The organism is Paenibacillus sp. FSL P2-0136, from assembly GCF_037975325.1.
In the GTDB taxonomy this organism is placed as follows: Bacteria; Bacillota; Bacilli; order Paenibacillales; family Paenibacillaceae; genus Paenibacillus_AQ; species Paenibacillus_AQ silagei.
In genome coordinates, this window is the sequence record NZ_CP150244.1 from 4,570,376 (window position 1) to 4,582,783 (window position 12,408).

Here is a 12,408-nt window from a genome sequence, read left to right on the forward strand (position 1 = left end):
GTTTCTTTGAAATTGATTCTCATTATCATTATAATATTGTAAAGGAACAGGTCAAGGTTTGGCAATGGACAAAATAAAAATAAGAAAACCGCCTTCGTTGAAAAGGCGGTTTATTGCTATCGGCCGTAATGAAATAATGAGCCTAATCCGACAGTGCCCGCATGATGTTGGATTTCGCCTCTGCCGCAATCGTTTCATTCCCGTCATCGACCGCTTGCATTAAGATCAGCATGGGGATGTATACCGCCATCAGCCGCGCCAGCAGCTTCGTCTCCTCGTCCGCTCCTCCGTACGTTTCGAAAAACACACCGCGGGCGTAAGGTGGTAAAAAGCTGTAAGCAACGCTCAAATCGCAAGCCGGATGGCCTACGCTCAGATCGCCCCAATCAATGATGCCGGAGACGATCCCGTTCTCATTCACAAGCATATTTTTGAAATGAAGATCGCCATGCAGCAGTGCATTCACCGCCTCGACACGGTCCTTTTGCAGACTGTTAATATACGCTTCGATCACACCGGACTCCTCCGGCGACAAGTGTTCAACCAGCTTCGATAGAAAGCCCTCCAATTTCACTTTGCGTGATGCTATGTCCGTCAAGCTTCGATGATCTTGCTGAACTCCGCACTTCAGCGCCGCCTGCACCGGGAACTCATGCAATCTCCGCAAAAATGCCGCCAGCGTCTCTGCCGATAAAGCCCGGCGTTCTTCCGTCAAACCGATGGGGAAATCTCCTGGCACGTGGGCATAGCCAAGAAATGGTGCCGGGTATTCGTCACTTGCTTCGCCATAAAACAACGGTTTCGGATAGGGGATGGTCAAATATGCCTCCAGCTTCGGCAGCAGCTTCCCTTCCATACGAATCGCGCCAACGGCAAACGTTCTTCTTGGAAACCGGAACACGTACTCGTCACCGATGAGAAAAACCGTATTGTCCCAGCCCCAGCCCAATCGCTTCACTTGCTTCGATGACAGCTGAGGGAATTGTCTTCCGATCAGCGTCCGCGCCTGCTCTTCGTTAACCTCCCACTCCGCATCCCATACATTCGTTCCTCCCATGAATTGTCTGCCTCCTCGTTCCTTACTTTACTTATCCGAATACGTCCACGCCCAAGTACGCGAGAGTTCTGCTCTTGAATTTCATCAATCGCTCAACAAATTTTAACACAGCCATATTTTTAAAAACAGCCTATCCTCCCGGCTCCATCCTGTTAGAGATGTAGCTGGAGTATAGGCTGTCAGATTGGCTGTTAGTTGAGTTTTATACATTCTGAAGCGTACCGCCGAATATTTTGCGGATGTACCCTTGCAGCTTGCCGATATGCGGCACGAAGAGGCTTTTGTCATACACATAATTGGATTGGGTTACCAGCTGTGAATAGAGCAGGAAGAGGATGGCCGCGAGCTCCCGGTCAATCTGCCGCTCATGCTCCATCAGAGCATACGTCTCATCCAGCGCCTCATAGAGCTGAAGCAGAGCCGCCTCATTAATGATCTTACGGCGCAGCGGTACAAGAATATCTGTAGCAATAGCATCAATCCGCAGAATAACAGCCGCCAGTCTCTCGTTCACACTATTCTCCTCCTGCAATGACTGAATGGTTAAGCGCTTGCTTATTACCATCCTATGTCTGCCGGACCCCAGGCATGCCTGGGCAGCGGAATCAGCTACCTCGTGTAATCCTCGTATTCGTCTCTTCTGTTCAGCTTGGAGTACATATACTCATCATTCTTCAGCTTATAGAGCTGGCCCATTGCACCAAAGATAAACAACAGAACTACAATCAGACCATAGGCATAGATAAACTGGTTGAAATAGAAGCACAGGACAATGGCTGCAAAGGTCATAAGCAGCAGTGCAAGTGCGATCCGGCTCAGAATTTTCTTCATCAGGGTTCCTCCGCAGAAATTTTTAGTCTAAATGTATCATAATCTGCGGACGAATCCTGTCGAATGCTGGCAGCTAGATCAATTTCGAGAGTACTGTTCCCGCCAGCAGCTCCCCAAGTGTCTTATCCAGCGGCAGCGGCTTGTTGGCCAGGCAGGTGCGGAGCGCGGTCAGCAGTACCCGGACATCATATTTGCTCGGATGGACGGGAATCACTTCTTTTTCCAGCTTCAAAAGCTCATATACAGCCATCATCGCGGAACGGACCGAATACTCCACCGTGAACACGCAGTCGTCCGGGACTTCGGCGAACTGGCCGAGGAAAGCCAGATTCACACTGCCCTGCGGCACGACCTGCGGACGGTCACCAAGAGCGCGCGGCATGAACTGTGCAGTAATATAAGGCATCATACAAGGGATGACGTTAGTGGTATGCTCCAGAATCTCGGGAATACGGTCAACAAGTCCCATATGGTAGCACAGTTCCTCCAGCAGCTCGCGTCCGGTGCAGTCGCTCATTTTTTTCTTGATATAGTCGCCTTCGGCATCCGGGAACAGGCCATACGCCCACAGCACCTTCACATTATCCGGCTGGTTGATGAAGTGAGGCTGCTTCGGTGCGGTCCAGGACATCATCCAGCTGGAGTCTTTGATCGTAACTACACCGCCCATGCCGGGAGCGTCACCCGTCAGTTCCAGCAGATAAGGGAATACAATCTCATCATCGGTAAAAGTCATTGTGAATGACAGCCATTTGGACTTGTCGATATCCCCGCAGAACACTTCAGGGCGGCCGAAATCCGGGGATTTGGCAGCAAGCTTCTCCCAGAGGCTCCAGCACCCGCGTTCAGTAACGGACCGGTTCAGCACCGCCGGGTGGTCCAGATCGCCAAGGGTAGAATTCTCTGTCATTGAGCCGTTCGTGACCATGACCAGATCCGCGCGTGTCACCGGAATCGTCTTCGGGGAACCATTAACCTGCACCTGAATCGCGGTTATAACCTTCTCATCACCGTTGATACTAAGCTCCAGATCCGTAACCTCATGCCCTTTGTCAAAATGAACGCCCTCACGTTCCAGCCATTTCATCAGCGGCAGGATCAGCGAGTCGAACTGGTTGTATTCGGTGTGCAAAATTCCTTTCAGCTGGTTCATCCCCGAGATCAGGTGCATGAACCGCTCCATATAACGCTTGACCTCCACCACACTATGCCAATTCTCGAAGGCGAACATGGAGCGCCAGAAATACCAGAAATTCGTCTCCAGAAAGCTCGGGTCAAAAAACTGCTCAATCGTCACCGTGCCCAGTCTCTCTTCGGTAGCCAGCGTCAGCTTGCCTAATTGCAGCGCATGTGCGGTAGAGAGTCCAAGCGATGAGAAGTCGGCGGGGGTGCCTTGCTTTTCGACCAGACGGCAATGCGATTCAATCGGTTCAGCCAGGTTCAGCTCCCGGAATTCATCCAGCACTGTCCGGTCCGGATTGGTCAGGGAAGGGATGAAGCCGAACAGCTCCATGAAGCATTCGAAGTGCTCTTCAATCTCGCGTCCGCCCCGGGCGCTGTAACCGTCCTTGGCATTGCCTGCCCCGTCCATGGAACCGCCGTATATCGATGATTGCTCCAGAATATGAATATTCCGGCCGGGCATATGCCCGTCACGGATCAGAAATGCCGCCGCCGACAGGGAGCCGATCCCTCCTCCGACGAGATATGCCTTGCGTGAAGCGATGCCTTCCTGTACCTGCGGATGAATTCTTTGATATGTACCCATGTGTCCTCTTCCTTCCTTGATCAGGGGATAAGTGCCTGCTAACTGCCTTCACTATAACCGCCGTGAACCAGGGATTCTATGGACAGCCGGACGCAACTGTCTAGGGATTACACATCCGCCCGATATTGTGTCATGACTTCACCGGATGAACTGCAGACTGATAATGCTCAAGCCCCCGGGCAATGCATCCGTCCATAATCCGTGATACCTTGTCCACCACTCCGGCCGGATCTGTATTCGCCCCGGCTCTGAGCCAGTGGATCACCTGTTCAAGGATGGCCAGCGTGTAGAAATCGGCTATATCTAGTCTGGCCTGCATTCTCACAGGCTCCGGAATCTGCTCCTGTCCCGGCCACGCCTGCCCGTCCAGCTCCTCCACTACGCTGATCATGACGCGGTAAATTACCCCATACAGGAATTGCTCCAGATGCTCGCGCCCCAGCGAATGGAAGGTATTCAGACAGATGGTTTTGTTATTTACGGTGTAACGCAGGACGCTTAAGAATCCTTGCTTCCAGCCCGCCCAGCAGCAGTATTGGTCCAGTCCTTCAATCACTTCTGACTTGTAGATCCAGCCGAGCAGCTCATAGATATCCTGAAAATGATTATAAAACGTATGGCGGGTCACCCCGCAATCCGCTGTGAGCTGCTGGATCGTTATTTTGTTCAGCGGCCTTGTGAGCATAAGCTTCTTCAGCGACCGGGCTAACGCGTTCTTCGTTAAGAGTGAACTCGACATCTCTGCCTCCTGAACTCTTGGATTTGATATTCCAATTATAACCAATTAGGAGTTAGTTTTCATCCGTCTGCTCCGCAGCTCTTGTTACTCCCGCTCCCCCAGCTTGACCGCATAGGTCTTGTATCCTGTATCGCTAATCTCAAGGCAGTTCAACTGCTCCCCGTACACACAGCCGCCGTCGATGCCAATTTTGTCACCCAGCGGACTGAACCAGACTCCTGCGCCGTCCTGCAGATCTACCGTAGAGGTATGGCCGAAGACGACCGTCTTCTCCGTAGAAGTAACAGGATGATTGTAGAAAGGCTCCCGAATCCAGATAAAATCATACTCCCGCTGGGTCCGCCAGTCGGCAAGGGAAGGATCAATGCCCGCATGAACGAACAGATGGGCCTCCGTCTCATAGTAGTAGGGCAGCGAACCCAGGAAATCCAGATGCTCCTTATACTCCGTACGCATGAACCGCTTCATCTCCGTATAATCCCTCCACCCTGAATCCGGGTGCAGCAGCACCGAATCCCGGCCTCCGCAATAGCTCAGCAGGGTGTGGAAGCCCCCATTCGTAATCCAGTGGGTATCCCGCTTATCATCCTCTCCCGCCAGCGCATCGCAGGCCATCTGATCATGGTTGCCCCGCAGCACAATAACCCCCTCTGCTTCAGCAAGCCGCTTCACCTGCTCCACGACCGCTCTGCTGTCAGGCCCTCTGTCCACATAATCGCCCAGCAGGATCAATTGATCCCTGGATGGGTTATACTCCGCCCGGCGGAGCAGCAGGCTGAATTCCTCTATACAGCCGTGAATGTCACTGATCACTAATGTTCTGATGCCGCTCTCCTCCTTCTTCACTTGTAACTGTCTTGACCTGGAGTATTCATTATACTATATAGGCATAAAAAAGAGGTTCACCCGCCAAGCGTTCAGCTTAGCAGGGAAACCTCCTGGTTACATTCTATTCCGTCCGCGCGGATGGCGGGTGCTGTACAGGCCGTTCCGCAGCACGGTCCCAGCGCCAGGGGGCGTCATGCCCCTTAAGATGCAGGCCGCCGTACCATTCATCGATACTTTGCAGCTGTAGCCGGTCGGCTACTCCGGCCAACACCTGCTCTCCCCATGCAGTCAGCGTAACGCTACGATTCAGGAATTCCGGTACTTCCCTGTAATCTGTTAGCTCTGCTACACCATCGAGCTCAAGCAGAGGTTTCGTCCCGGACGTCAGTGTGCGCAGGATCTTCCAATATTCCGTATCGCCCATGCCAAGCCGGTGCAGCTCATCCGTCACCTGCCGGAACAGCTTAAGCGGCGTGTCCATTCCATTAGCCACGGCTTGAAGGGTGGTCTGTTCGACGATCCCGAGACCATTCTCTACGGAAGGCAGGCGGGAGAGATGGGCCATGAAGGCGTCATAGGCAAAAGCAAGTGCGCCCCCTGCCAGCTCCTCCCGCTTCGCCGCAAGCAGGTCCGCGAGCTTCCGGGGATCGGAAGCGGCGTAAGCCTCCCACAGCAGGCTTCCCAGCTGCAGCTCCTTGCGGCCGATATTCCGCCAGGTTCCCGGCAGGGTATTCAGCTGAGCTTCCGTCAGCTGTCCCAGACCATGGAACAGCTCTATCCCGGGGAATTCTCCGATGCAGAGCAGGCTCAGCTTCGTTTTGCCCAGCTTTTGCCCATTGAACCAATGCAGTAGATAGGCCAGCATACTCTGATCGAACAGATCATGCTCGAACCACAGCACCACCTCATCATACTTGCGGAATCCGCTGATCCTCTGCTCCTGCTCCGCACAGCCCGCCATATATTCAGCCGCCGGAATGCCCATCGTGGCCTGCAGCACCTCAGCCCGGAGCAGCCGATTCTGCTCTGCCGCCGGATCTATGAATATCGGTCCCGCCGAATAGATCTCTCTCCACACCAGCACCTCCCCCTGGACAATTCCCCGCTTCAGCTTATCTCCCACCGTGTCACCATTCACAATATGCAGCATACGTGCTCCCCCTTCATGTAACAAATGAAATGCAGCCGCCAGATCGGCAACAGGCAAAGCCCCCTTCAGCTTGCGTCTGCCGTCATACAGCCTTTTCTTCAGCGTAGCAACGGAAAGGTCCAGATACACGGAAATCTCCTGAAGCGAGTACCCGTAGAAGTAGAACAATTGCAGCGGTACCCGCAGCTTGGCAGACAATTCCGACACTGACCTGTGGAGCACCTGCGTCCATTCTCTATGTTCGGCAATCTCCGCAACCCCTGGAGAAGAGCCCGCGACATGCACCGCCGCCTCCAGAGGCAGCAGGGCTTGACGCTTACGCCGCAGCAGCCGGTGACACTGCCTGACCACAATGGTTTTGAACCATCCCGGAAACGCCGCAGGCTCTTGCAGGCTGGCAAGGTTCATATACGCCTCCAGCAAGGCTTCCTGTACCGCGTCTTCCGCAAGCTGAACATCCCCGAGCATATCGTAGGCCACTACGTAAGCCATCCCCCGCACATGCCCGCTAAGCTCCCGGAAGGCTTCGGCATCGCCCTTCTGCGCTTGTTCAATCCAATGCAGCATACGTCTGCAAACCTCATTTCTGTATTTTTATCGTGTTCTAATGATAAGTGCCGGTCCGGGAGGAAAAGGTTACAAAGAGGGTGCAGAATGTATTGACCAGTGTTAGATTTATATTTTGGTAAATTAAATTTGCAATGATTATATTTATTTAAATCAATTTTAAATGATATGTGTTACTATTATTTCATTTAGCCAAGCTCGGAGGCCAAAACTGTTGCCCGGAGGATATTAAGTGATACCCAAGGCCTATATCAGCGATGACAATACACTTTCAGGAGGCTTAATATTGAATCATACACCGGGCAAGCTTTTTCTCTCTACACTAATGATAGTAACTGCACTATATTCTTCTGCCGGAACAGCTTTTGGCGCAGCAGCTCCTCAATTAACTGGAATCACAGGCCACTGGGCACAGAATGAAGTTACCGATTGGGTTGACAAAGGGCTCATTCAGGGATACGCCGATGGCAGCTTCAAACCGGACAATAGTCTGAAAAGATCAGAGTTCATGGCGCTCATCAACCGCGCCTTCGGATTCACCGAGACGGCACCTGTTGCCTATAAGGATCTCTCTACAAGCAACTGGGCCTACACCGAGGTTGCCAAAGCCGTGAAAGCCGGATATATCAGCGGATATTCAGATGGTACCATCGGTACCGGCAAGACGATCAGCAGACAGGAAGCCGCAGTGATCATCAACCGGTTATTGAAGCTGGATGCCGCGCAGACCGGCGCTCTTTTCAGCGATTCCAAGGACATTGCCGCCTGGGCACTGGATTCTGTCAACGCCGTGGCTGCCGCTGGAGTCATGAAGGGTTACTCCGAAGATAACAGCTTCAGACCTGGCAGGGAAATTACCCGTGCAGAAGCCGTAGTGTCCTTAACACGGACCAAAGCTATTGAGGAGGCTCCGGCCAGTACTCCTGGAAATGGTGGAGGCACCCCTTCAGCAACGGTCTCTCCAGCAGCTAGTCCAACTGCCACACCAACTGCTACACCTACGCCTGTCCGGAGCACCTATGTCCCTTCCGATCCAACGGCTACGCCTACAGCTGCACCAGTACCTACAGATATACCAACACCTACACCTACACCTGCAACTACGCCGACGCCTACAGTCACACCTACTCCTACGCCGACACCTACTCCTGATCCGGGCGATACGTCAGCTCCTCTTCTCACCAGTGTGACCCTTGGAGCGGTGACTGTAGGAGACAATGTATATGGAACAAGCAACGAAGCGGGTTATTTGTATCTGGTCCCTTCCACAGTAGTCGTAACTACAACGGATCTGGAAGCTTCCATTCATGCTGCTCTGGGTAAAAAGCTGGCGGTAACCGCCTCCGTCTATTCCCCGCTGAACACGCAGGGTCTGCCAGCCGGTCATTATGTTGTGTATGCTGTAGATGGCTCCGGCAATATCTCGGCCCCTTCCAGCACGATTGAGGTTAAAGCGATTGAGCTGACTATAGGGCTTCCCGCCTCCTTGACGGAGTCCAAAACCTATGACGGCACTGCCTCAGCAGCAGTAACCGCAAATTCGCTGACCGGTGTGCTTAGCGGTGACGATGTTGAAGTGCTGGCCTCTGCTACCTACAACAGTGCAGCGCTTGGAGTGAACAAGACTATAACCGTTACCTACACATTAAGCGGAGCACAAGCAGCCAGCTATCTTGCACCCGCTCCCTATATCGTGAATACGGGCAGCATCGCACTCCATCCATTGACCATCGAAGCCCCTAATTTGACCTTGGCGAAGTTCAAGGACGGAACCACGGCAGCGGCGGTGACTCCCGGACAGCTTATTGGGGTAGTCCCAGGTGAGGATGTCAGTGTGAACGCCGTTGCCAACTATGATACATCTGCAGTCGGGACGGGTAAGACCATAACTGTAGTCTATACACTTAGCGGAACAGATGCAGGCAATTATATTGCACCTGCGAGCTACATTGTCACCAATGGGGAAATTGACCGGGATCAGATCACACGCTCCAGAGTCTATGACGGAACGACTGCGGCAGCGGTAACCGTTGGTGCGGTAACCGGTATTATCGACGGGGATGATGTGACTGTGCATGCAGCCGGGACCTATGACAGTCCTAATGTAGGTGTGAACAAAATCATCACCATCTCCTACACCTTAACAGGTATAGACGCAGGCAACTATAATCCACCTGTTAGCTACACCATTAATACAGGTATTATCACTGCCTTGCAGTTGGACATTACAGCACCAGTGATCACAGAATCCAAGACCTACGATGGAAATACATCGGTCCAGATCACCCCGGGTACTCTGACCGGAGTCATTCCTGGCGATGATGTTACCGTCAGTGCAACAGCAACCTACAACGATGCTGCTGTCGGCAGCGGCAAACTCATCACTGTGGTCTACACCTTATCCGGCGAAGACGCCGGGAACTATTTTGCACCCGGTAATTATATGATTTCAACAGGTGCGATTGTAGCGCCCTAAGAAGAGATTTGTGAACATATGGTAAAAGATAAAAGCGTCCCGCGAGCCGCGAACTGGCTGGCCTGGGGCGCTTTTTGTTATGGTTGGCTGTGGCTGGTTAGCGTAGGCTACAAGTCAGTAATGAATTCGGGCGGAATATAGTCCGCGAGCCAGATATTATGATTTCCGTGGTAGAACTTGATTCCTTCCTGTGCGGCCCGCCCGGCATTGATGGTTAAGATTACAGGACTTGAATCCTTGCGTCCTCCCACCAGCTTGGCTGTAGCCGTATCCACCGAGAAATGAACATACTGCCTCTTCATCGGTTTCAGTCCTTCGTGCAGAATCGTCTCCACCCATTGCCTGGCTGTACCGTGGTACAGAATAGGGGGCGGCGTTTCAGCCTGCTTGATTATTTTTTGCGGGACCGAGTGACCATACAGCGCCCTTATTCTGCCCTCCGCAAGCTCATGCCGCTGCTTATCCGATGCTGCGATCATTTTGTCCAGATCCTCTGCACCGACTGTGTCCCACTTCTTGTCCTGATGCAGCGAGTGGAGCAGCTGTTCAATATCCACCCACCCCTGTTCATCCAATTCCAGTTCATATTCCCACGGCGCGTGACGCAGGGCGTAGGAGACCTCTTTGCTGAGCTTCGCATAATCCATTGGGTTTAGCCCTCCATAGTCATTTTGCATTGTTGTTAGTATTCAAAATAATCGATTGTTACGAGTTTAGCCTAGTTTAGCATATATGAAGCTTCCGGTATAACCATGCGCTAGACCATGGGCGTGCTCCATCGGTGGGGTCTATCGGTGGGCTCCATCGGCCACGGAAGTGGACTGACATTCCGCTATTTCTGCTAATCCGGCGGATATGCGAAGTGCGCGGACTCAGAATCCGCTAAGTGACCAGATTCCACTACATCAGGGGCCGAAAAGACAAGATAACAGAATCTGAGTCCGTTTCAGGCTCAAAAAGAGACGATTCGGCCAAATAAGGGAATCTGAGTCCACCTCACACTTCTCAGGTATGCATTATAGCTCAGTAGCTCTCACAACACTGACCTTAAACTAATCTGGTCTCCGTATAGCTCAGGTATGAGTGGCGTGGCACTACAATGATCGTGGTGGTGCATGGTCTCACTTTGAGCGCACGCAAAAAGCCGCCCCTCTAGGGGGCGGCCCCCTTGCACCCGTCACTGTACATCACATACTTAACTCTTGCTAAGCACCACAGCTAACCCGACTGCTGTATCGAACTTACTGAGCTGCGGCAGTATCAGCCGAGACGCGCTGTAACTTCCACCGCTACTGCGCAATCTGCTCGCGGATGTTCGCGAGGATCTTCTTCTCCAGCCTCGACACCTGCACCTGCGAGATGCCGAGGCGGCTGGCGACTTCCGACTGGGTCTGATCGCGGTAATAGCGCAGATACACGATCAGACGCTCGCGCTCGGTTAGCGCACCGATGGCCTCGTTCAAGGCCAGCTTGTCGAACCAGCGCTCCTGCGACTCGTCGGCGATCTGGTCGATCAGTGTGATCGGATCGCCGTCGTTCTCGAAGACGGTCTCGTGGATCGAAGTCGGCGGCTTGTTGGCTTCCTGGGCGAAGACGATTTCTTCGGGCGTGACGCCCAGCGCTTCGGCCACTTCACCGATGGTCGGGAGGCGGTCGAGCGTTTTGGACATCTCATCCTTCATCTTGCGCACCTTGTTGGCCATCTCCTTCAGCGAGCGGCTGACCTTGAGCGTGCCGTCATCGCGGAGGAACCGCTGGATCTCGCCGATAATCATCGGTACCGCATAGGTGGAGAACTTGACCTCATAGCTGAGGTCGAATTTATCAACGGACTTCAGCAGTCCGATACAGCCGATCTGGAACAAATCATCCGGTTCATATCCGCGGTTCATAAACCGCTGCACCACCGACCAGACGAGGCGGATATTGCAGTTGACCAGCGTGTCGCGGGCCGTATGGTCCCCGGCTTGACTGAGCGCGATTAGACGTTTGACCTCCGCATCGTCCAAATAGGTCGGCGGAGCTTTTTTTGATTCTGCATCCATGGCTCCAACCCCTAATTGTATAAAGCTTTTTTCGAGACGATGGTTTTCTTCATGGAGATTGAGGTTCCGCGTCCCGGTTCGCTGATAACCTCGAATTCATCCATGAAATTCTCCATAATGGTGAAGCCCATACCTGACCGCTCCAGCTCCGGCTTCGAGGTATACAGCGGCTGCTGGGCCAGCTCCAGATCCTCAATGCCCCGGCCCTTATCCTCAATCGTCAGATGCACGGTCTCATTCTCAAGGGAAGCGGATATGCTGACAACACCTGCGGGATCACTGTCATAACCATGAATAATACAATTGGTGACAGCCTCCGAGACTACCGTCTTCAAGTCATTCAGCTCCTCCATCGTCGGGTCGAGCCGCGAGACAAAGGCAGCCACTACCACACGCGCGAACGATTCATTCTCCGACAGCGCAGCAAACTGGACACTCATGAAGTTACGAGCTTCGCTACTAGTCATAACGCGACCTCCAAATCCGAGAGTGCAGCGCTCTCGTCGTCATATAGGGGCATGATTTTGAACAGGCCCGACATTTCCAGCAGGCGCTTCACAGGCGCTGTGGCATCGCAGACTGCCATTTTGCCGCCCTTACTGCGGATCAGCTTGTACCGCCCCAGAATCACTCCGAGACCCGAGCTGTCCATGAACTGCAGCTCCTTCAGACTCAGGATCAGATGCTCCACCTGGCCCCGCATAATCGCTTCATCCATATCCATACGTACATAATCGGCTGCGTGATGGTCCAGTTCCCCGGACAACCGGACAATCAGCACACCCCGGTGATGCTCCATCTCCACATGAGAATTCATGCTTGCCACTCTCCTCTTCGTTGCTTGGACAACCGCCCTGTAACTATTTCTTTCCCCTACAAGGACAAGGTTTCTACACCGCAATTGAGGATTCCTGCCTCACGACAAAACTAGAAGAAAACCCCTAAGA

Annotated in this window: 12 protein-coding genes; 1 reads left to right on the top strand and 11 read right to left on the bottom strand. The window is 53.0% G+C overall.

Annotated features, from left to right (window positions below):
* Positions 1-142: 142 nt before the first annotated feature.
* From NYE26_RS19510 to NYE26_RS19540, 7 genes are all read right to left on the bottom strand, one after another.
* Positions 143-1,057, bottom strand: coding sequence for a phosphotransferase (locus NYE26_RS19510; protein ID WP_339249435.1), 915 nt, complete (start codon positions 1,055-1,057; stop codon positions 143-145).
* A gap of 202 nt (positions 1,058-1,259) precedes the next feature.
* Positions 1,260-1,571 carry a hypothetical protein gene (locus NYE26_RS19515; RefSeq protein ID WP_036727449.1) on the bottom strand — a complete coding sequence of 104 codons (312 nt, stop codon included), beginning with the start codon at positions 1,569-1,571 and terminating at the stop codon, positions 1,260-1,262.
* A 95-nt stretch (positions 1,572-1,666) separates the two neighbouring features.
* Positions 1,667-1,888 (bottom strand): hypothetical protein, encoded by a 222-nt coding sequence (locus NYE26_RS19520; protein WP_339249437.1) that lies wholly within the window; start codon positions 1,886-1,888, stop codon positions 1,667-1,669.
* A 73-nt stretch (positions 1,889-1,961) separates the two neighbouring features.
* Positions 1,962-3,656 carry an oleate hydratase gene (locus NYE26_RS19525; protein ID WP_339249438.1) on the bottom strand — a complete coding sequence of 565 codons (1,695 nt, stop codon included), beginning with the start codon at positions 3,654-3,656 and terminating at the stop codon, positions 1,962-1,964.
* 130 nt (positions 3,657-3,786) lie between these two features.
* Positions 3,787-4,395: a TetR/AcrR family transcriptional regulator C-terminal domain-containing protein gene (locus NYE26_RS19530; protein WP_209870132.1), complete on the bottom strand. Its 609-nt coding sequence runs from the start codon at positions 4,393-4,395 to the stop codon at positions 3,787-3,789.
* Between the two features lie 84 nt (positions 4,396-4,479).
* Positions 4,480-5,241, bottom strand: a complete 762-nt coding sequence (locus NYE26_RS19535) for a metallophosphoesterase family protein (protein ID WP_339249440.1) — start codon at positions 5,239-5,241, stop codon at positions 4,480-4,482.
* Positions 5,242-5,344: 103 nt separating this feature from the next.
* Complete coding sequence (locus tag NYE26_RS19540; protein WP_339249441.1) at positions 5,345-6,940, bottom strand: sigma-70 family RNA polymerase sigma factor; 1,596 nt, start codon at positions 6,938-6,940, stop codon at positions 5,345-5,347.
* Between the two features lie 286 nt (positions 6,941-7,226).
* Between NYE26_RS19540 and NYE26_RS19545 the strand changes: the two genes are divergently transcribed.
* Positions 7,227-9,416 carry a YDG domain-containing protein gene (locus NYE26_RS19545; protein WP_339249443.1) on the top strand — a complete coding sequence of 730 codons (2,190 nt, stop codon included), beginning with the start codon at positions 7,227-7,229 and terminating at the stop codon, positions 9,414-9,416.
* A 107-nt stretch (positions 9,417-9,523) separates the two neighbouring features.
* Here NYE26_RS19545 and NYE26_RS19550 read toward each other — a convergent pair whose 3' ends face one another.
* From NYE26_RS19550 to spoIIAA, 4 genes are all read right to left on the bottom strand, one after another.
* Positions 9,524-10,063 (bottom strand): RNA 2'-phosphotransferase, encoded by a 540-nt coding sequence (locus tag NYE26_RS19550; protein ID WP_339249445.1) that lies wholly within the window; start codon positions 10,061-10,063, stop codon positions 9,524-9,526.
* A 642-nt stretch (positions 10,064-10,705) separates the two neighbouring features.
* Entirely contained in the window at positions 10,706-11,461 is a 756-nt protein-coding gene (gene sigF, locus NYE26_RS19555) for an RNA polymerase sporulation sigma factor SigF (protein ID WP_036727459.1), read from the bottom strand.
* Between the two features lie 11 nt (positions 11,462-11,472).
* Positions 11,473-11,928, bottom strand: coding sequence for an anti-sigma F factor (gene spoIIAB, locus NYE26_RS19560; protein WP_036727460.1), 456 nt, complete (start codon positions 11,926-11,928; stop codon positions 11,473-11,475).
* The gene (spoIIAA, locus tag NYE26_RS19565; RefSeq protein WP_036727462.1) at positions 11,925-12,278 is read right to left on the bottom strand and encodes an anti-sigma F factor antagonist; all 354 of its coding nucleotides are present in this window, start codon (positions 12,276-12,278) and stop codon (positions 11,925-11,927) included. Before spoIIAA ends, spoIIAB begins: the two co-directional genes overlap by 4 nt.
* Positions 12,279-12,408: the final 130 nt, after the last annotated feature.